The organism is Colwellia sp. C2M11 (assembly GCF_018860915.1).
Taxonomy (GTDB): domain Bacteria; phylum Pseudomonadota; class Gammaproteobacteria; order Enterobacterales; family Alteromonadaceae; genus Colwellia.
The window spans coordinates 175,512-194,922 of record NZ_JAHKQD010000055.1 but is presented as its reverse complement, the minus strand read 5'-3'; the positions used below and the strand labels follow the sequence as shown (position 1 = coordinate 194,922).

The 19,411-nt window shown below is 35.2% G+C and carries 19 protein-coding genes and 6 tRNA genes; 10 read left to right on the top strand and 15 right to left on the bottom strand.

Going from position 1 to position 19,411, the window contains the following annotated elements; translation table 11 throughout:
- Positions 1-213 precede the first annotated feature (213 nt).
- Positions 214-450, top strand: a complete 237-nt coding sequence (locus KO509_RS17945) for a hypothetical protein (RefSeq protein WP_028835826.1) — start codon at positions 214-216, stop codon at positions 448-450.
- 279 nt (positions 451-729) lie between these two features.
- Here the strand turns inward: KO509_RS17945 and KO509_RS17940 are convergent, their stop codons facing one another.
- The gene (locus tag KO509_RS17940) at positions 730-1,422 is read right to left on the bottom strand and encodes a VC0807 family protein (protein WP_215974624.1); all 693 of its coding nucleotides are present in this window, start codon (positions 1,420-1,422) and stop codon (positions 730-732) included.
- A gap of 363 nt (positions 1,423-1,785) precedes the next feature.
- Positions 1,786-3,141, bottom strand: a complete 1,356-nt coding sequence (locus KO509_RS17935; protein WP_215974623.1) for a phytase — start codon at positions 3,139-3,141, stop codon at positions 1,786-1,788.
- A 397-nt stretch (positions 3,142-3,538) separates the two neighbouring features.
- On the opposite strand from KO509_RS17935, the gene KO509_RS17930 reads away from it, so the two are divergent.
- The 3 genes from KO509_RS17930 to KO509_RS17920 are packed head-to-tail and all read left to right on the top strand — an operon-like array spanning position 3,539 to position 6,173.
- The gene (locus KO509_RS17930) at positions 3,539-4,108 is read left to right on the top strand and encodes a PepSY domain-containing protein (protein WP_215974622.1); all 570 of its coding nucleotides are present in this window, start codon (positions 3,539-3,541) and stop codon (positions 4,106-4,108) included.
- Between the two features lie 9 nt (positions 4,109-4,117).
- Positions 4,118-4,804 (top strand): response regulator transcription factor, encoded by a 687-nt coding sequence (locus KO509_RS17925; protein ID WP_215974621.1) that lies wholly within the window; start codon positions 4,118-4,120, stop codon positions 4,802-4,804.
- Positions 4,785-6,173 (top strand): ATP-binding protein, encoded by a 1,389-nt coding sequence (locus KO509_RS17920; RefSeq protein ID WP_215974620.1) that lies wholly within the window; start codon positions 4,785-4,787, stop codon positions 6,171-6,173. The genes KO509_RS17925 and KO509_RS17920 overlap by 20 nt, the downstream gene beginning before the upstream one ends.
- Before the next feature lie 137 nt (positions 6,174-6,310).
- On the opposite strand, the gene KO509_RS17915 is transcribed toward KO509_RS17920, so the two are convergent.
- Positions 6,311-7,429: an AI-2E family transporter gene (locus tag KO509_RS17915; protein WP_215974619.1), complete on the bottom strand. Its 1,119-nt coding sequence runs from the start codon at positions 7,427-7,429 to the stop codon at positions 6,311-6,313.
- Between the two features lie 75 nt (positions 7,430-7,504).
- The gene (locus tag KO509_RS17910; protein WP_215974618.1) at positions 7,505-8,581 is read right to left on the bottom strand and encodes an endonuclease/exonuclease/phosphatase family protein; all 1,077 of its coding nucleotides are present in this window, start codon (positions 8,579-8,581) and stop codon (positions 7,505-7,507) included.
- 473 nt (positions 8,582-9,054) lie between these two features.
- On the opposite strand from KO509_RS17910, the gene KO509_RS17905 reads away from it, so the two are divergent.
- Genes KO509_RS17905 through KO509_RS17895 form a run of 3 tightly spaced genes read left to right on the top strand, consistent with a single transcriptional unit; the run spans position 9,055 to position 10,068 of the window.
- Positions 9,055-9,369: a DUF883 domain-containing protein gene (locus KO509_RS17905; RefSeq protein ID WP_215974617.1), complete on the top strand. Its 315-nt coding sequence runs from the start codon at positions 9,055-9,057 to the stop codon at positions 9,367-9,369.
- 17 nt (positions 9,370-9,386) lie between these two features.
- Positions 9,387-9,806 carry a hypothetical protein gene (locus tag KO509_RS17900; protein WP_215974616.1) on the top strand — a complete coding sequence of 140 codons (420 nt, stop codon included), beginning with the start codon at positions 9,387-9,389 and terminating at the stop codon, positions 9,804-9,806.
- 1 nt (position 9,807) lies between these two features.
- Positions 9,808-10,068, top strand: coding sequence for a hypothetical protein (locus KO509_RS17895; protein ID WP_215974615.1), 261 nt, complete (start codon positions 9,808-9,810; stop codon positions 10,066-10,068).
- Positions 10,069-10,319: 251 nt separating this feature from the next.
- Here the strand turns inward: KO509_RS17895 and KO509_RS17890 are convergent, their stop codons facing one another.
- The 10 genes from KO509_RS17890 to KO509_RS17845 all read right to left on the bottom strand — a co-directional run bounded on the left by KO509_RS17890 (position 10,320) and on the right by KO509_RS17845 (position 13,627).
- Positions 10,320-10,904: a VTT domain-containing protein gene (locus KO509_RS17890; RefSeq protein ID WP_215974614.1), complete on the bottom strand. Its 585-nt coding sequence runs from the start codon at positions 10,902-10,904 to the stop codon at positions 10,320-10,322.
- Between the two features lie 86 nt (positions 10,905-10,990).
- Positions 10,991-11,485: a hypothetical protein gene (locus KO509_RS17885; protein ID WP_215974613.1), complete on the bottom strand. Its 495-nt coding sequence runs from the start codon at positions 11,483-11,485 to the stop codon at positions 10,991-10,993.
- Positions 11,486-11,587: 102 nt separating this feature from the next.
- Positions 11,588-11,782: a hypothetical protein gene (locus KO509_RS17880; protein WP_215974612.1), complete on the bottom strand. Its 195-nt coding sequence runs from the start codon at positions 11,780-11,782 to the stop codon at positions 11,588-11,590.
- A gap of 64 nt (positions 11,783-11,846) precedes the next feature.
- Positions 11,847-12,023, bottom strand: coding sequence for a DUF1328 family protein (locus KO509_RS17875; RefSeq protein ID WP_159819628.1), 177 nt, complete (start codon positions 12,021-12,023; stop codon positions 11,847-11,849).
- Positions 12,024-12,894: 871 nt separating this feature from the next.
- Positions 12,895-12,970 (bottom strand) — tRNA-Val (locus tag KO509_RS17870).
- A gap of 47 nt (positions 12,971-13,017) precedes the next feature.
- Positions 13,018-13,093 (bottom strand) — tRNA-Val (locus KO509_RS17865).
- Between the two features lie 20 nt (positions 13,094-13,113).
- Positions 13,114-13,190: transfer RNA gene (locus KO509_RS17860), tRNA-Asp, on the bottom strand.
- Positions 13,191-13,244: 54 nt separating this feature from the next.
- A tRNA-Asp gene (locus KO509_RS17855) sits at positions 13,245-13,321 on the bottom strand.
- 74 nt (positions 13,322-13,395) lie between these two features.
- Positions 13,396-13,472, bottom strand: a tRNA-Asp gene (locus tag KO509_RS17850).
- Positions 13,473-13,551: 79 nt separating this feature from the next.
- Positions 13,552-13,627, bottom strand: a tRNA-Val gene (locus tag KO509_RS17845).
- 291 nt (positions 13,628-13,918) lie between these two features.
- Here KO509_RS17845 and gltX point away from each other — a divergent pair.
- Entirely contained in the window at positions 13,919-15,331 is a 1,413-nt protein-coding gene (gltX, locus tag KO509_RS17840) for a glutamate--tRNA ligase (RefSeq protein WP_215974611.1), read from the top strand.
- A gap of 130 nt (positions 15,332-15,461) precedes the next feature.
- Here the strand turns inward: gltX and KO509_RS17835 are convergent, their stop codons facing one another.
- Positions 15,462-15,830, bottom strand: coding sequence for a hypothetical protein (locus KO509_RS17835; RefSeq protein WP_354668423.1), 369 nt, complete (start codon positions 15,828-15,830; stop codon positions 15,462-15,464).
- 219 nt (positions 15,831-16,049) lie between these two features.
- Here KO509_RS17835 and KO509_RS17830 point away from each other — a divergent pair, with 219 nt between their 5' ends.
- Positions 16,050-17,399: a DEAD/DEAH box helicase gene (locus tag KO509_RS17830; RefSeq protein WP_215974610.1), complete on the top strand. Its 1,350-nt coding sequence runs from the start codon at positions 16,050-16,052 to the stop codon at positions 17,397-17,399.
- Positions 17,400-17,658: 259 nt separating this feature from the next.
- Entirely contained in the window at positions 17,659-19,320 is a 1,662-nt protein-coding gene (locus tag KO509_RS17825) for an FMN-binding glutamate synthase family protein (RefSeq protein WP_215974609.1), read from the top strand.
- The last annotated feature ends 91 nt before the right edge of the window (positions 19,321-19,411 follow it).

Here is a 19,411-nt window from a genome sequence, read left to right as displayed (position 1 = left end):
CTTCACAGAAAAGCCCTTGCTATTCGCTAGTAGTTAGCGTTTAATAAAACTCATTAAACGGTGATCTTCCTACAGAGGACTTTCACCTCATTAGTTCATGCCCATGCTGGGCGTACCAAGGCAATGGTTCGGAATTTTAAAAGCCCCGGCTTCGCCTCCACTTTTAAAATCCGCACATTGTGGCGTTAGGTGTTTCTCAGGTTTGGAGTTCAAATGGGATTTAAGTTTTGGTTCGTTAGAGCATTAAAAGTATTTCTTGGAGTAGCAGCCTTACTTTTTATAGTTGAGTTGCTTAAACAGCATTCAGTTCAAGAAGCATTAATTTTTGCTTGTACTTGGTCATTGATTACAACAGCAGTGTTTATATGTTCAAGACTATATCAATCACGTAAAGGTGTAGAGTGTGCTTTGTGCAATGATATTCCAGACAAAAGTGATAAAAACACCTAACAAGAAATCAACAAGGTGATTGCTCCTCCCCCGATAAAACGGACACCAAAATCTAACTAAAGAAGAGGTGTCTCATGCCAAAGTACAACAATCCAAGACGAGCTTGGAAATATTCAAATGAATTCGTCAGATATACGAAAAAATGACGTTTGGAATAACCTACCACAGTCCACTTTGAGTTTAAACCAGCCCTATAAGTGAGAAGAACATGCTGGCCAATATTGACTTAAATATGCTCATGAATTTGCAAAGGCTTAATGTCTGCTTATGGCTAAAAGTTTACTGTTGGATCATTAATTCCGTATATTTGTATCCTGTTAATTCTTTAATCACCTTCGTCACATAAATCAAAAGGCCAACCAGCATTAACATTGATGGTATGGCAATAACGGGATAGCTCATTAATGTCATATGACCAAGCTCTTCATTAAACATAACCGTACCAGCAGGGCTTTTAACAAGCCATTTTGCCAGCAAGTAATTCATAATTGACGAAAAAACAAAGGTTAATGCCAATAAATGATTGGCAAATGCCATCCTAGTAACAAATTCATTCATTTTCCCTAAGTCATTTAATTTGTTATAGACCATATTTACATCAATTATAGATTCATTTAACAGTATTTTTGCGATTAAAGGCTTGCCATATATACCAGAGAAAACTACAAACACTGCAATTAACCCAGGAATAGAAGCCTCTTTAATGGCTAACCACTCAACACTCAATTCAAATAGTGCAATACCACCTGTTAACAAAACACTAAAAAAGCCAAACACTGATATAAAGTTGGTTTCTTTCGTTCTTACATAATCATAGATGGCATAACCTATGGGAAATGATAGTGCGACAATCAACCCAAGCACCACACCTAAATATTCAGGTCCTGAAAACTTCATTAATAACCACGAAGGCAACGCAACATTAAATATTATTTCCAATAAAGGTTTGTTTTTAGGTTTTTCTGAACTCATTAATCAGTCTCTCTTTATTTATTGTCTGTTCTTTCTAAGCTATAGCTTTAAGTTTCTGAATTGACATAATAAAATACTTATGAATTAACACAAAGAATTCATTATTATTTAAATGTAAGAATTCATACACTAGGTTGCAATGAGTTTGCTGGTATTAAGGAATTTAAGAGTAAATATACTTGTTTTCGGGGGAGTAGCCCTTTGCTCCAAGAGTAAAGTGTTATGTGAGCAACACTAATTGCGGCTTCAGTTTCCGTGACTGTAGAAAATGAAACGTTTTATGTATGCTCACCGGCTGGAGATTATAAGAAACACCACGAAAGCAAAAATTTTGTGGTGTTTTTTCGTCATAAATTAAGAGCGCTATTGACGTTTAAAAGCGGTATTTATTGGTAAGTTTAATGCTTCAGCAATACCTTTCCATGAAACATATTTAAAATTGGTACTTTCTCGTTTTACACCTGATTTAGTCGATGACCCTTTTGGTGGCTTATTATCACCGTCTTGCATAACTAAAACACCTTGGCTAAATTCTTTGCCAAAATTAGCATTTACTACCATCATGCCATCAGTTTCATCTGCGCCATCAATATCGCCATCGCCGACAGTAAATGAATTAATGTATTCATAAGGTGCCATTCGATTAAATAACGCAATGGTATTATCACCTTGGCTTGAAGCAAGTAAATAGCCTTTACCGTTGCCACCATCATAAATGGTTAAACCTTCAACATCGGCGATAAGGTGGTCATTACCGTAGTCATTATCTTTACTGGTATCGAGCTTACAAATATATTCGTCTTCGGCGTCACTCCATTTGCGACTGTAAGGCACGCCATAAGCATTTACTTTAGAAATAAGTTGCCATTTTTGGCTATTAGCAACGTCACTAAGGCTTACTTTCCAAATACCCACATCTTCTTGGGCAAGGAATAGGGCATTATTGTCAATATCTGCAACCATACCTTCTAAATGAGGATGTTCGCCATCTTCCTCTGAACAAGGAGTCCATAGGCTATTATCAGGTAATAGAAATTTCTCAGGAAAATCTAAGTTTGCTATATTTTTATAACTGATCGTGCCGTTACCATTATCGAAAACTTCCAATTGGGCAACACGGGTTTCACTATTTTGGGTAACAAAAGCCATGGTTTTATCGGTTTTAGCTGTCGCTAAACCATAAGCCGTGTTGCCTTTATTAACTTTTTTTTGATTTTTAGTGAAAATTAAAGGTGCTGTTGGCGCTGTTACATAAGTGAGTAACTTATCAGCATTAACATCAATAGTATAAATAGCCAATTTGTCTAAACCACGATCAGACAGTAAAACTAAATCGACACTTTTACCATCTAAATTAAAGTCATAAACAATCTCAACATTGTTAAGTCTGCCAGCTTTATTTTTACATTTTTTCACCGAACTTTCACACGGTGGAGCAGGTTCAGGTTTAATAAATTGTAAAAGTTCGCCTTGCATGTTGTAAACATCAATACCACCTTTTTTCAGGGCAGTAACAACTAGACTTTTACTTTTATCTGTTGGATGAACCCAAATGGCCGGATCATCAACATCAGTAAAGTTACCTTGAGCATCGCTATAATGTGAGCGTGTTTCTAAGGCTGGTACAACAGTGGTAATATGCTTGGCAGGTTGCGCAACGCTGATAATCGAGGTGGTTATTAAAGTTAAAGCCATTGGTATTAAAGTAATTGATTTCATTTTGTGTACTCCTAATTATTAACTGTTAATAAGTGTACCTAATGCGTTATAAAGTGAAGATGAACCTAAGATTAACTTTTATTAATAAAGATGAATTGTAATGTAAGGTGTTGTTTTATAGTGATTAAAAAAGTTTTGGCAATATGGTACTGTAGGTAGTAATGGAGCATTAAGCTTAGCCTACGTAGCTGCAGGGAGTATTACTAGCGGAAGCTGGCGGAAAAGCGAACAATATTTTTGCAGGCGAAAACTATTTTAAATTATGGAACCCAGTTATTGCTGCAAGTGGTGTTGATGATGATTTAGTCGCTATCATTAACAATAATTAATGTTACGTAAATATTGCCTTTAATAAGAGGAAGGTAAACTGTTACTATTCCAATCAGAGGACAATATTATGAAACGTTTAAACGCACTAATCTCATTCACTTTAGCTACTTTAATTACAGCCGGAACAATCTCATCTAGTTGGGCTAGCTCAGATAAAGAAGAGTTAGCAGTAGCTAAATCGATAATTGACAAGTCAGGTATTACGGCCCAAAAAGTTATTAGAAAAGTTCAACAAGAATATAATGGCGTTATTTATAGTTATGATCTTGATGACGATAAAAACAATGTATATTTTCACGAAATTAAATTGATAGATATTGAAGCCGATAAAAAAATAAAATTGATTATTTCTATTCAAACTGGTGAAGTGGTTGAAAAAGAATGGAATCGCCTATTTTCATGGTTCTTCGAAGATGATCGTATTGTTACCGCTAAAAAGTTAGCAACAATGAAATACTCTATTCTGGATGCTATTGACGCGATAAAACTTGATGAATCTGCATTATTACAAGAAATAGAAGTCGAAGATAAACAAGGTGTATTATTTTTTGAGCTAGAAACAATTGACAATGATGGCGAAAAAGATTGGCTGGTAGATGCTAATAATAATCAAATCATTCCTGTATTTAAGAAGTAGGTTTAGAGCATGAAATTACTGGTTATTGAAGATGATAAGACAACCCTTGAATATATTAAAAAAGGTTTTGTTGAACAAGGAAATATAGTTGATACCGCAGAAAACGGACCTGACGGTCTTTTCTTTGCAACAAGTAATAGTTATGACCTTGTTGTACTTGACCGTATGTTGCCGAAAATGGATGGTTTAGCATTATTATCGGCAATGCGTGCGGCTAATATCAAGACACCAGTAATTATTTTAAGTGCATTAGGTCACGTAGATGAGAGAATTAAAGGTTTGCAGGCGGGAGGTGATGATTATTTAACTAAACCATTCTCTTTTCAAGAATTGTATATTCGAGCAAGTATTCTGGTTGAACGCCATCGTACATCATCACATAAAAATGGGCTTGCAACAGAGCTTACCATTGATAATTTAGTAATGGACTTGGTAGGTCATAAAGTCGTTAGAGATGGTAAAGAGCTAACGATACAGCCTAAGGAGTTTCAATTATTACGCTATTTACTAGAGCACCAAGGTCAGGTGATTTCAAGAACATTATTATTTGAATCAGTTTGGGATTATCATTTTGATCCTAAGACCAATGTAATAGATGTTCATGTAGCAAAGTTAAGAAAAAAACTGGAAGAAAACGGTCAGCCTCAACTTATACATACTGTTCGAGGAGCCGGGTATGTGGTTAGAACGATTTAAAGTTTTTACCCGAACCTCGATTTGGCGCTTCACCTTAATTTTTACCCTTATTGTATTACTTATTTGTTCAAGTATTTTGGCGCTGGTTTATCAATTTACCGTGGGTGAACAAAAGCGTCAAATAGCAACACAAGTCACCATTGCCGCACAAGGATTTTCAGACCTTTCTCATAGTCCAAGTATGACTAAAGCCGACTTTCAAACAGCGATACAACAGCGAATTGATAGAAGTGGTGCAATTATTTTGGTATTAAAAAATGATGATAATGTTATTGGTAACTTAAGCAGTTTGCCAAAAAATTTAGCAAAATTCCCATCGTTACAACACTTTCCAATAGCTGTTGTGAATCACTTAGGTGAAACAACCGTTGAAATAGTATTAGGTACCAATTTAGAGACACGATTTGGTAGTTTATCAATAGCATTATTTGATAATAACTATCAGGTTCTTGAAAGCCGTTTTATAACGGCAAGCGTTGGCGCTTTACTATTTGCCTTGATCGTTACACTTATTTCAGGTTTTTTATTAAACCAGCGAGTACTCTCAAGAGTGAAACAGATAGGCGAACTGACTGCTAATGTAAAAGCGGGACGGTTAAAATCAAGACTGCCTATCAGTAGCAAACAAGATGAATTTGACATGATTGCCGATCAAATCAATCAAATGTTAGATGAGATTGATGATTTAATTAATTCAGTCGCACAAGTAACAGACAATGTAGCTCATGACTTACGTACACCGTTATCTCGCATTCGTATTTCTGTTGAAGATAGCTTAACAGCATTTGATGAAAACAGCGCAGATGCACAATGGCGTATAGCACTGTTAGACGAAATAGATCAGATAATAGACACATTTAATGCCATGTTAGAATTATCACGATTAGAAAAAGGTGTCCCAAAAAGTACATTTAAGACTGTAAATATTGAAACACTTTGTGAAGATGTTATCGACTTAGCGACGCCACTTGCCGAAGAAAAAAATCAAAAACTGACATTGAATATAACAATAGATGAGGAATCTTCTTTATCAAGGCTTAAAGGGGAGCCAAACCTTTTATTTCGCGCTATTTTTAATGTTGTCGATAATGCCATTAAATATACCCAAGCAGCAGGAAATATTGCGTTAACATGCCATATTTCATCACAACAAACTGACATTGTTGTTTGTGATAATGGACCTGGAATTGCTAAAGAGCATTATGACGCGGTGTTTAGGCGACTTTACCAAGTAGACTCTAGCCGCCAAGGGGATGGTTTTGGTTTAGGGCTTCCTATTGTTAAAGCCATTGTTGAACTTCATGGAGGTTCTATATCTATGTCGTCGTCTAATCCTGGGTTAACGGTTTCTATTACACTTAAGCATTAAATCACTATGCAATGAATAAGTTATTTTAAACTCATGCATTCTAAACTAATACATTATAAACCCAGGCCTAAAGAAATATTGAGATCAAAGGAGAAAACCAATGACCTCAAAACCTATTTATAAAAGCTTTTTGTACATTAGGTTTCTAAAAACTTAACCCATGGCTGTGTTTGTTCAAACAGAGTAAGTATTAGTTTTATACAGACAAGTAAAGGCACAGCAATCAATAATCCAATCAAACCCCATAACCAACCTATGATTAATAACCAAACAATAATGATAAAAGGGTTAACACGCATGTTCTTAGCTAAAACTAAAGGGGTTATAAATTGTGATTCAAGTATATTAAGTGATAATACACTACAAACAATGATCAATACCTTGATATCTGTTCCCCATTGAACAGAGCTTGCCAGCGTAATAGCGCCTAAAGCAAAAGCGGGACCAACGAATGGAATGAAATTAACAAAGCCGACAATTAATCCCCATAATAAAGCATCTTCTAAACCCATTAACGTGAATAACAGCATTGCGATTAAGCTTAGAAATAAGTTAATTAGACTAACGGTTAATATATATCGAGATAGTTGCTGCTGTATGTCTAGTACAAATTTAAATGCTTTTTTTTGTCTACTCTCAATCACAAAAAGCTGTACATAGTGTCTAAAAAGTTTGGGAGAATATACCAGTGTAAATAAAATTAAAATGATGGCGGTGATAAGCTGTATAAGAGCAAAAGGAGCTAGAACCATAAATTCAGCAGCAAAAGAAAATAATGATTCCTTCAATTGAGTTTGAATCATCGATTTATTTTCAGAGTTATTGGAAATTTTAGGCTTTTCTTTGAACCATGAAAACCAACTATCGCTAATTTCTTGTGTACTATTTACATTATCAGTACTTTCAGTGTCGATAATATTTTGATATTCATCTAGCTTTTCTGAAATATGCGTAGAAATTTTGGGGAGCATTTTTGTCCATTTCGTGACCGGCTCTTCTAATTGACTGACTAATGCACTGGTAGGCACAATTAAGCAACTTAATAGAAATATCGCGCCCAATACTCTTGGAACATAAAAGCGCTCCAAGGTATTAACCCCTGAACTTAATAACAATGATATTAACGCTGAAGCGACTAAAAGTAGAATTAATTCTTGTGCAAAGTATGCAGTATAAATAACAGCGAGAACTGTTAGTGTAATATGACAAACTAAGCTTTTATTTACAGTCTTTTTTTCTTCTGGGATTGATGTCACTTATATTCCAACCTTGTTTTAGGTGCTTCAATGGGTAATTTTAACGATTATGAGCTTATATTTTCCTACTTAATACTACTCACCTGGCTCTGGTACATCATGATGGCTAACATTTTCTACTTGGGTAATATCCTTTGTTCTTTTTATATCTTCAGGCTCAGCGGTGATTCCTTTTTGTTTTTTGTTAGGATTATATGAGAGTGTTGTAAGTAGTGGAAAATGATCTGAGCCTATAGAAGGTAAGCGCTTAATTTTAGCTAACGTGAAGTGCTTACTATGAAATATATGATCTAAAGGCCACCGCGCAAATATATATGAGGTATGAAAAGTATTAAACATACCTCTACCTATACGAGGATCTAACAAACCACTTATTTTTCTAAAAAGGCGGGTTGTAGACGACCAAGCTACGTCATTAAGATCGCCAGAAACTATTACAGGTTGTTCAGTTTTAGCAATGCTCTCCGCTACCATTATCAATTCCGCATCGCGCTCTGAAGAACGCTCATTTTCTGTCGGACTAGGTGGCGCTGGATGAAGAAAGTGAGCGCGAACTTTAGTGCCATTTCTGAGTGTTATCAAGGTATGCATTGACGGAATATCTTGTTCAACAAGATATTTAATTTCTTGCTCTGCCAAAGGAAGTTTAGAAAAAACATGCATGCCATATAAATTATCTAAAGGGCAATTAATAGTATAAGGCATTTCATTGGTTAGCGTACTCAGAGCATTCTCCCACCATATATCAGTCTCTAAGGTGACGAGTACATCAGGATTATGACGTTTAACTAGTTCTACTAAGGCCTTAGCATCTCTATTCGTCATAAGAACATTGAAATTAAGAATTGTTAATTGATTTTTTTCATCATTGTCTTTTGATGATTCAACTTCTTTATGCCAAAACCTGGTGTAAGGTAAAACCCACCATAATTGCCAAGCGATGGAAAATATCGTTAGACTAAAGCAAACAAAGAATAAAATAGTAGATATTTTCATAAAAATCAGTTGGTTGATGAGTAAAATAAAGCCACAAATAATAAATTGTAATCGCGGAAAATCGAAGGCTCGTAGCAGCCAATGAGAGCTGCGTGATAAAGGTATAATGGTTGCGATAACAAATAAAAATGTTAGGGCCGTTATAGCAGAAAGCATTTTATATCCTAATTATTGAATTATTCTTTAGTATTATTTTTTCGTTGTATTATAAGAAAGTCTATTCTAACTAGACACTTATACTTTATTATCATACCTGAAATAAATATCGCTATTGTTTTTTACTAACTTATTTAGCTAAATATCTTAAGATCATCGGTACCCACTTTACGTGTAGCGAACAACTTTACCATTATTCGCTGCTAATGCCACGGCTACCTCCATATAGTACTATGTTATTAGTTGTTTGAATTTTACTTATCAACTACTTATAGATTTACGGTCCATAGTTAATAGAGTGAAAATTATTCAATTTCTTTTGTAAACTTTTCATTAAGATTACTTTTAAAACAAAAGTAAAACAATATGTTATTGATAATTAAGCATTTAAATATTGGTTTGATAGTTGCACCACTATAGCGAGGGCAATGAGAATTGCATCGTTCTATTAAACGACAAAAGGAAAAATTACTATGTCAGCGACTAAAAAAACAGTAAGTACTCCAACTAAGAAAACGATACAAGAAGATCATTCAGTGACTGATAAATTACAAGATTCATTGCATCATTCGGTTGATGCATTAGCTGAAAAAGTAGGTTCAGCGGAGGAGTCTATTCGTGAAACAGCACATAATAGCTCAGAAACATTTGTGAAAAAGCAAAGTGAAATAGAAGACAAGTGGAATAAGTCAGCTGTTAAAAAGTATGCGATTGAAAATCCTGTCGCTTCTGCTGGTATCGCATTTTCAGTAGGTATGTTGGTTTCAAGTTTTTTAAAAAGAAAATAATATAGGCGTAAATTAGTATGAAAACTCCAGAGCAAGAGGGCGTTTTCAAACAACCCCCTCATGATGATTCAAACGCACAATCAGCATCATTCACCAAGACATATGAAAGTATTGAAGCGTTATTTGGAAGTAAAATTGCTAAACTAATCGCGTCTAAGAACCTTGTAGTTGCTGAGGCTAAACTTAGCCTCAGTGCTATTTTATTATCTTTTGCTATTAGCTTAACACTCGTTGTTATAGCTGCAGTAATATGGATACTATTAAATATTGGCGCAGGCTTAGTGGTTTATGAGCTTATTCACTCTATTAGTTTATCTATTGTTATTTTATTAATAATTAATGTCTTGTTTGGTTTATGGTTATTTAAACAATTAAAATCTGTATGGGAGTTAGTCGGTTTTTATTCGACAGTTACAGATATTATAGAAGGGGAATAGTATGAAATTTATCCTCAAAAACGAAATTAAAAAAGTTGAAGAAACTCAACAAATATATACCGCAGCTTCAGCGCTAGATAAGCACAATAGCTTATCAGCCAAATCTAACATGAAAAATTTATTGGCATCAGAAAAAGGGCTTGCAGCATCGTTTGGTGCTGGTTTAGCTAAAGGATTATTAAATGATAGTCATAATTCTACACACAGTTCATCAAAACCTGAATGGACAGCCCTAATAAATATTTTATTTAAATTACAGTAGCAGAATATTTAGTGTATTACCTTGTAGATTACTTGTGTTGCTCATCGCTGCTTAACTTTTCTTTAGTTAATTTACTGTTAAATTAATTGTGAGATTATTAATCCTTTTTATCAACTCTAAGCTTTCATTTAAGCTCTCATTATTATTTATTGTCAATATCCTTGAGCCTTAAGAATAAATTACTTCTACAGCCTAAATTATTTTCAGGTATCGTATGAGGAGAGGGTTCTAGGTAAGCTGTTATAAAATTATTAAATAAAGCTGACGACACCCCATACTGTTATTATAAATACAGTTAAGATAATCATTGTTTTAGTTTTATGTTTACGGATCATTTTCTCAGCTTTGTCACCTGCGTAATACACTAGAATTGCCAAACCAAAATAACGGATAGATCGCGAAATAGTTGCTGCGATTAAGAAGAGCGTAAGTGAGTATTTAGTTGCGCCTGCCGCAAGCATCGCGATTTGAAATGGTACCGGCACAATGCCTAAGGTTATGACAAACCAAAAACCTTGTTTTTGCATGCTTTGTTTAATATTCTCAAATTGCTCAGGAGTTGAAAATGTACTTATAATCCAATCACCAACGGCGTCAAATAAAAAATAGCCCATAGCATAGCCAAATAAAGCACCAATAATACACCCTAAAGTAGCCATAAGGGAAATAAGCCAAAGCTTGTCTCGACGTGCTTGCATTAAAGGGACTAAAACAGCTTCTAAAGGTATAGGTACTATGGTTGATTCTAAAAATGATGCGGTAGTAATACTACTAAGCATATATTTAGACTCAACGAACTGATGTGTTTTTTTCTTAACCTTTTCTTGAATGCTCATAGTACTTCTTTTGATGCGTCCTTTTTATATTTCGGGTGAGGGGGTTACTATTTTCTTCTATCATTCAGTTCATTTAAGTTATCAAATTAAGAGTGGGCTGTATGCTTACTTGTTAAGTATAAAAACAGACCTAAAGCACTTAATAATAGAGCAGTACAAGATATTACCGCTACTGGATAATATAGGTTGCCCGCGAGATCTAATTGACTATATTTTATAACCATAATTAACCCCTCAAGTGATAATGCAACGCATACGGTGCCAATAAACCTAGGCATTGTTCTTCTTAATGTAGCAATAGTATCATCTTCTTGTTTATCTTCTTGTTTATCTTCTTGTTTATCTTCTTTATTACTTGAATATTCTTTATTAATAACCAATGCAAGTTCAAAAACAGCTAGACCTATTACACCAGTATTGATACTACTTAAAAATATTTGCATTATATCAATATCACTTGCAATGCCATCAAATACATTAATTACTAAAGATATAAGAATAGCAGCGGCTAATCCTAAAAAAATTAGTGTAAATGATAGGGCAAAAATTTTTCTGATGAATAAGTGAAGGGGATTGCTCATTATTTTTCTTCCTACTTAATAAATAGCATTTAATTATTAAGTACTACGATCAAAAAAATACTGCTACGTATAAGTAACAGTATTTATGGTTAGGATTAAAAACTAACAGTCTTTGTCTTTAGTACCTACTTCATCTTTTACATTTTCACAGGCATCTTCTATAGCATTGCCGGTATCAGATATCACTTCATCAACTTTTTCACCTGCATTTTCTACTTGGTCGTCTGCACAAGCTGTTAAATTTAAAGCAGCAATAAGTGTTAAAACCAAGATTGATTTGTTTTTGTTGATATTCATAGTTATTCTCCGTTAAAAATAAACTGTTTGTAATGTTTTGAAATTATTGTGCTCACAACTTTCTTTAGGGTCTAGGGGCTTTTCCTCGTAACGCATTGGCAATTAATGAAATAACCAATAATACGATAAAAATAAAAAATATAATTTTTGCCATTCCCGCGGCTGCACCAGCTATACCACCAAAACCGAAGATCGCTGCAATAATTGCGATAACAAAAAAGGTTACTGCCCAATTCAACATGTTTACCTCCATTAATTTGTTAAATAATACATTCGTTATTACATTCGTTATATATAATGCGACAGTTATGCCAGTTCTTAAGTATTTGTTATTTAATATTTTATTTTTATTTATTAATTGCAATGATTGAAGTGATAGTAATTATTACAAGGTAAGAATGTATAATTTTCAAAGTGGCAGTAGAGAGTAAAGCGCGGAAGTCGTGTGAAGAGACTAGATCTGTCGAGTTATCATTGGTCTTTGCATAATTTTATGTGGATAAAGGTTATATCGGTAATAAGCTAAATAAAGGTTAGCTGTAATTTAGGTAGATCTTTACTACTGTTTATTAAAAAAATTTTAATAAAATGACATATTTTGGCGTTTAGTCTTATAACAAATAATTTAGCTAATATAAATTAAACTGAAAATAAAAGGAATAATGATTATAAAATTAAGAGTAGAAGGTGCTTTCACTATCGAATTAACCGTTGATAGTTATCAGAAATAATATTGAACAGAATTTACTTGAATTAAAAGTGGTGGACGATACTGGGCTTGAACTGGTGACACGGTGCGGGATGTAAAGAGTAGAAGGTGCTTTCACTATCGAATTAACCGTTGATAGTTATCAGAAATAATATTGAACAGAATTTACTTGAATTAAAAGTGGAGGACGATACTGGGCTTGAACTGGTGACACGGTGCGGGATGTAAAGAGTAGAAGGTGCTTTTTATTATTCTGGATATAAAATAATTATTTAAAATTATAGTTTTATAATGGTGGACGATACTGGGCTTGAATTGGTGACACGGTGCGGGATGTAAAGAGTAGAAGGTGCTTTTTATTATTCTGGATATAAAATAATTATTTAAAAGTATAGTTTTATAATGGTGGACGATACTGGGCTTGAACCAGTGACCCCCGCCTTGTAAGGGCGGTGCTCTCCCAACTGAGCTAATCGTCCATAGATATCAGAGATGATATGGAATAGGATGTGCTTTGAATCAATAATGGTGGACGATACTGGGCTTGAACCAGTGACCCCCGCCTTGTAAGGGCGGTGCTCTCCCAACTGAGCTAATCGTCCGATATTATTAATTAAACAAGTGGCGGAGTGGACGGGACTCGAACCCGCGACCCCCGGCGTGACAGGCCGGTATTCTAACCAACTGAACTACCACTCCGCAAATCTTGCTTAATTTTGAGTTTTTAAGGTGCTCTAACCTCGATAAGTATAGTGGCGGAGTGGACGGGACTCGAACCCGCGACCCCCGGCGTGACAGGCCGGTATTCTAACCAACTGAACTACCACTCCGCAGAATATACATATCTTCGAGTTTGACACTATTAATAATGTACGGGACTCGAACCCGTTTTGATGGATATAAGTGGCGGAGTGGACGGGACTCGAACCCGCGACCCCCGGCGTGACAGGCCGGTATTCTAACCAACTGAACTACCACTCCGCAGTATATATCTATCTTCGAGTTTACACATTTTAAATGGACGGTACTCGAAACCGTAACAAAGCATCTTAAATAAAGATGGTGGACGATACTGGGCTTGAACCAGTGACCCCCGCCTTGTAAGGGCGGTGCTCTCCCAACTGAGCTAATCGTCCGTCTCTGTGGGTGCGTATTATAGGGAGATCCAAAATACTGTCAACATAAAAACTACTAAAAACACTAATTTTTTTCGAAAAAGTGATTGTTTGATTTTTTTTTGCGCATAACGGTGTTTTTGTCGACATTATCGTTGAAATCTTTGCGCAATATTAGAGATTAGTTGTAAACAAATTCTGTTAACAGGTGAATTCGCACAAGCACAGTGTTAAAATGTCGCCAATTTTAGACTTATTTATTTTCTAGGCTGCTTCTTTATATAGCCTAGTTTTTTTCATATTGAGAATTTTATGACTTTAACTACTCGTTTTGCCCCTAGTCCTACCGGTTATTTACATGTTGGTGGTGCTCGTACTGCTTTATATAGTTGGCTTTATGCTAAAAAGAATGGCGGTGACTTTATTCTTCGCATTGAAGACACCGATTTAGAACGTTCAACACAAGCTTCTGTTGATGCCATTATGGATGGTATGAATTGGTTGAACCTAGAATGGACTCATGGTCCTTACTTTCAAACTGAACGTTTTGACCGTTATAAAGAAGTTATTGAACAGTTATTAGCTTCTGGTAATGCATACCGTTGTTATAGTACTGCTGAAGAAGTTGATGCAATGCGTGAAGAAGCCAAAGCTAAAGGCGAAATAGAAAAGTATAATGGCTTATGGCGAGAACGTACTGATTACCCTGAAGACAAACCTTTTGTAATTCGTTTTAAAAATCCAATCGGCGGTGACGTTGTTATTAAAGATATGGTTAAAGGTGATATAACTATTAGTAACGACCAGCTTGATGATTTAATCATTGCACGTTCTGATGGAACTCCAACTTATAACCTTACTGTTGTTGTTGATGACTGGGATATGAAAGTCACTCATGTTGTTCGTGGTGATGATCATATCTCTAATACACCTAAACAAATTAATATTCTAGCAGCACTTGGCGCTACAATTCCTGAATATGCACATATTCCAATGATTTTAGGTGATGATGGTAAACGTTTATCTAAACGTCATGGCGCAGTAAGTGTAATGCAATACCGTGATGACGGTTATTTACCAGAAGCATTATTAAATTATTTAGTACGTTTAGGTTGGTCACATGGTGACAAAGAAATTTTTTCTCGCGAAGAAATGATCGAGTTATTTGATTTAAAAGATTGTAACCGTGCGCCATCTGGATTTAATACCGATAAGCTTATTTGGGTAAACCAACATTATATGAAAACAATGGACCCTGAATATGTAGCAGAGCATCTTGCTTGGCACATGAAAGATCAAGGTATTGATACGAGTAATGGACCTGCACTTGCTGAAATTGTAAAAATACAAGCAGATCGTGTTAAAACATTGAAAGAAATGGCAGAAATATCGCGTTATTTTTATGAAGACTTCTCTGAGCTTGATGCTAAAGCCGTTAAAAAACATTTGCGCCCAGTAGTAAAAGAGCCTTTATTATTAGTTAAAGCAAAACTTGCAGCATTAACTGATTGGCAACCAGCATTGATTCATGCGGCTATTAACGATACTGCAGAAGAGTTAGAAGTAGGCATGGGCAAAGTTGGAATGCCACTTCGAGTTGCTGCTACAGGTGGTGGTAATTCACCGTCACTTGATATTACGCTAGCGTTATTAGATCAAAGTAAAGTTATTGAGCGTATTGAGCAAGCACTTATTGTTGTTGAAGAAAGAATTACAGCAGGTTAAATCACAAAGCTAAATTAAGCTAAGCTGTAGAATAAGCAAATGTTAAAAAGGTAACAATCTAAAGGTTGTTACCTTTTTTCGTTTAAGCGCATTAATAATATATAACTAACCCAAATGTTATGCGAGTGGTTTAATGTACTAAGCCGTTTCTGATTAAGCCTCTACGTATATTTTTACATAACTTACCTAAGCGAGAAATATCCCCCAATAATGGCGTTTCACCTCGATCTATACGTGATTCCCACTCTGAAAGTTCAGTGTCAGCTAGCTCTAATAATTTTTTAGGACAACCGACGCATTTACCTGCACAAATTTGTGCTTCAGGTAAAGTGAATGGAAAATCTTGCCGTACTTGGGTAATTAAATCAATCATTGCATTAGTTGGTTTAGGTTTACGTGCTTCAGATTTTATTGGTGTAGATATACATGACTTAGCTTTATGTGGTGTAGTAACAAGCGCATTAGTTGATATGTTAATGATTGGAATTTGATTCATCATATTTTATCACCCAAATATAGGAATTTACTATTAAAGGGTAATAAAAAAACAAGCTATATAACTTGCGTTAAATCAATTAATCTTTATTTTATTACATGGCAGTAGATGTTAACGTCATAGAGATATTGATTAAGTCAATTTTTGCAATATTTATTAGTTATAAATGTATCGATGCAGGTTATAATACGGCTGTAATACTTACTTTTTTCGGAGAAAAATTTGCAATTTAGCGATCTTGGTTTAGATAATACTTTAATGAGTACTGTTCAACACCTTGGTTTTAAAGAACCAACACAAATTCAGCAACAGGCAATTCCTGCCGCAATGGCGGGGCATGACTTAATTGCTTCTTCTAAAACAGGCTCGGGTAAAACCTTAGCCTTTGTTATACCTGCAATTCAGCGCTTAACGAAAAATAGAGCCTTGTCTAAGCGTGATCCTCGTGTTGTGATTTTAACGCCAACACGAGAGCTTGCAAAACAAGTCTTTAGTCAACTGCGCTTGTTTACTGCCAATACGCAATTTAAAGCGGTATTAATTTTAGGTGGTGAAAACTTTAATGATCAAGTAAAGGTGTTAGAGAAAGAGCCACACTTTATTGTTGCAACTCCAGGACGGTTAGCTGATCATTTAACGCAAGGACACTTTTATTTAAACGGCTTAGAATTATTAATTCTAGATGAAGCAGATCGCATGCTTGATTTAGGCTTCAGTAAAGAGTTGAGCCAAATAAATAAAGCCGCTAATCATCGTAAACGCCAAACATTGTTATTTTCAGCAACACTTGACCATGCACAAGTGAATGAATTTGCCACTGAATTATTGAAAAAACCTAAGCGTATTGCCATTAATGCTGGGCATAGTGAACATTTAGATATTACCAAACGCTTTTATCTTGCAGATAATTTGACGCAAAAAGAAGCGTTGTTACAGCACTTTTTAACGAGTGAAACAACACAACAAGTTATCATCTTTACGGCAACACGTAGTGATACCGAGCGTTTAGCTAAAATGTTATCTGAAGAAAAACTTAATGCAGTAGCGTTAAGTGGTGAGCTAAACCAAGGTCAACGTAATCAGATAATGGAAAGCTTTGCTAAAGGACACCATAAAATATTAGTAACAACAGATTTAGCTTCACGCGGACTTGATTTGGTAAATGTCTCTCATGTTATTAATTTTGATATGCCTAAACATACTGAAGAATTTGTTCACCGTATTGGTCGCACCGGTCGTGCGGGCACAAAAGGAGATTCAATTTCATTGGTTGGCCCTAATGATTGGTTAAGCTTTAAAAACGTAGAAGCTTTCTTACAACAAAAAATTAGCTTTAATAAAGTTGAAGGTATCAAAGTAAGTTTTAAAGGTTTGAAACCGAAAAAACCTAGAGTAGAGAAAGCAAAACCAGTCGTTAATAAGAGTAAAAAGGTTGCTGACAATAGACCAAGAAAAGTTATTAAGAAAACATTTCTTGATATACAAGATGCTGGCGCAATGAAAATTATTAAGCGTAAAAAAGCATTAACACCTGCGGAAATAGAAGATAGCACTAAAAAAGAACAGGATTAAGCTATTAGTTTAACTTGTAGGTATTTTTTAGAATGATATTACCGTTAAAAAGCAACATTAGTTGCTTTTTTTATGCCTTAAATACTATTTTTGCGACCAGTATTGCTCGATTTGAGTAATATGGAAACTAAGCACAGTAAATGTTTAAGCCTTGATTATTTAGAATTTATATAAAAAACCAAATAAATAATGATAGTATTTAAGAAAGAATACACGAATTATTATTAAAATAATTGTTTTCATTTCATAGGAAAATTTCATGACCATAATGCAAAAATTTCTCTGGTTAATTGTTACCTTAGGTAATTTTTCAGCTGGCTACTTATATATACAAAGCCCAAGTGTTTTTAGTTTAATCTTATTGTTGGTCACTATGCTGTACAGTGTTGTTGGGCTTTATGATGTGTTTTATAGTCGTCATAGTTTAAATAGACTTTACCCTGTTGCAGCTTATTTACGTTATTTTCTAGAATCTTTTCGAGTAGAAATACAGCAGTACTTTATCGCCAATAACACCGAAGAGCTTCCTTTTAATCGCGAGCAACGTACATTAGTTTATCGCCGTGCGAAAAATGAACTTGATACCATTGCTTTTGGTACGCAACGCAACTTGTTGGAAGATAATTATTTAAGCTTATGGCATTCTTTATCACCCGTACATATAAAAGAAAGCGCGAAAAAAGTACTGATTGGAGGGGATAGTTGTAAACAACCTTATTTAGCTTCTTATTTAAATATTTCAGCGATGAGTTTTGGCTCATTAAGTAAGAACGCTATTGAAGCATTTAATTTAGGAGCAAAAAAAGCAGGTTGTTATCATAATACTGGTGAAGGTGGCGCAAGTCCGTATCATTTAAAACATGGTGGCGATGTGGTTTGGCAATTAGGCACAGGTTTGTTTGGTTGTCGTGATGAAAGCGGGCGCTTTGATCCTGATAACTTTAAAAAAACGGCAGCCTTACCACAAGTTAAAATGATAGAAATAAAGTTAAGCCAGGGGGCTAAGCCGGGTCATGGTGGTGTTTTACCAAAAGCAAAAATTACCGATGAAATTGCTCGTATTAGGCATATTCCAAAAGACAGAGACTGTGTTTCTCCTGCGGTTAACCCTGAATGTACCACACCTAAAGCTTTATTGGCGTTTGTTCAGCAATTGCGCGAGTTAAGTGGCGGTAAACCTATTGGTTTTAAGTTGTGTATTGGTAATCCCGCTGAATTTTTAAGTCTTTGTAAGGCTATGTTAGCAACGGGTATTACGCCTGATTTTATTACTGTTGATGGTGCTGAAGGCGGTACTGGTGCTGCGCCAGTTGAATTTGCTAATCGCTTAGGCTTGATTTGTTTAGAGGGCGTAAGTATTGTACATAATGCACTAATTGGTGTTGGCCTTCGAGATAAGATAAAAATTATCGCATCAGGTAAAACGGCATCAAGCTTTGAATTACTTTCTAAAATAGCTGCAGGTGCAGATCTTGTGAATGCTGCAAGAAGTATGATGTTAGCCATTGGTTGTATTCAATCAAGACACTGTAATACTAACCGTTGTCCAACCGGTATTGCAACACAAGATCCCGCAAGAGCGAAAGCGATTGATGTTGAAGTTAAAAGTGAACGTGTGAAGTATTTTCATCATAATACGCTAGAGAGCTTTTTTGAGTTAGTTGGCAGTATGGGCTTAGATGATCCTACTAAATTAGAGCCTCAAATGATAAAAAGACGCACGCCTTATGGTTCACAGATGTCGATGGGAAGCTTAGTTGCTCCATTACCGCCTAGAGTTTTAGTTGATGAAACAGTAACGGATGAAACTTGGAAACTATGGTGGCAAGCTTGTAGTGCCGACAATTTTTATGTTGACGATCTATTTATACTGAAAGGGCTTGAGTTTAATCAAGTGAAAAGTTATCAGCCAATTGTGTAGCTTATATTTTAGTTTATTTTAATCGTACTAACCTAACTTAAACAATTTTCCTCTCAATCATGCATACCTTTATTATGGTAAAGGGAAGCCA

What these genes read in the sequence shown, in the direction of transcription:
- KO509_RS17935 (WP_215974623.1), bottom strand. Translation starts at nt 3,141, where the DNA reads ATGAAATCAATTACTTTAATACCAATGGCTTTAACTTTAATAACCACC.
- KO509_RS17825 (WP_215974609.1), top strand. Translation starts at nt 17,659, where the DNA reads ATGACCATAATGCAAAAATTTCTCTGGTTAATTGTTACCTTAGGTAAT.
- KO509_RS17890 (WP_215974614.1), bottom strand. Translation starts at nt 10,904, where the DNA reads ATGAGCATTCAAGAAAAGGTTAAGAAAAAAACACATCAGTTCGTTGAG.
- KO509_RS17880 (WP_215974612.1), bottom strand. Translation starts at nt 11,782, where the DNA reads ATGAATATCAACAAAAACAAATCAATCTTGGTTTTAACACTTATTGCT.
- KO509_RS17930 (WP_215974622.1), top strand. Translation starts at nt 3,539, where the DNA reads ATGAAACGTTTAAACGCACTAATCTCATTCACTTTAGCTACTTTAATT.
- KO509_RS17875 (WP_159819628.1), bottom strand. Translation starts at nt 12,023, where the DNA reads ATGTTGAATTGGGCAGTAACCTTTTTTGTTATCGCAATTATTGCAGCG.
- gltX (WP_215974611.1), top strand. Translation starts at nt 13,919, where the DNA reads ATGACTTTAACTACTCGTTTTGCCCCTAGTCCTACCGGTTATTTACAT.
- KO509_RS17905 (WP_215974617.1), top strand. Translation starts at nt 9,055, where the DNA reads ATGTCAGCGACTAAAAAAACAGTAAGTACTCCAACTAAGAAAACGATA.
- KO509_RS17910 (WP_215974618.1), bottom strand. Translation starts at nt 8,581, where the DNA reads ATGCTTTCTGCTATAACGGCCCTAACATTTTTATTTGTTATCGCAACC.
- KO509_RS17835 (WP_354668423.1), bottom strand. Translation starts at nt 15,830, where the DNA reads ATGATGAATCAAATTCCAATCATTAACATATCAACTAATGCGCTTGTT.
- KO509_RS17885 (WP_215974613.1), bottom strand. Translation starts at nt 11,485, where the DNA reads ATGAGCAATCCCCTTCACTTATTCATCAGAAAAATTTTTGCCCTATCA.
- KO509_RS17900 (WP_215974616.1), top strand. Translation starts at nt 9,387, where the DNA reads ATGAAAACTCCAGAGCAAGAGGGCGTTTTCAAACAACCCCCTCATGAT.
- KO509_RS17940 (WP_215974624.1), bottom strand. Translation starts at nt 1,422, where the DNA reads ATGAGTTCAGAAAAACCTAAAAACAAACCTTTATTGGAAATAATATTT.
- KO509_RS17895 (WP_215974615.1), top strand. Translation starts at nt 9,808, where the DNA reads ATGAAATTTATCCTCAAAAACGAAATTAAAAAAGTTGAAGAAACTCAA.
- KO509_RS17920 (WP_215974620.1), top strand. Translation starts at nt 4,785, where the DNA reads ATGTGGTTAGAACGATTTAAAGTTTTTACCCGAACCTCGATTTGGCGC.
- KO509_RS17945 (WP_028835826.1), top strand. Translation starts at nt 214, where the DNA reads ATGGGATTTAAGTTTTGGTTCGTTAGAGCATTAAAAGTATTTCTTGGA.
- KO509_RS17925 (WP_215974621.1), top strand. Translation starts at nt 4,118, where the DNA reads ATGAAATTACTGGTTATTGAAGATGATAAGACAACCCTTGAATATATT.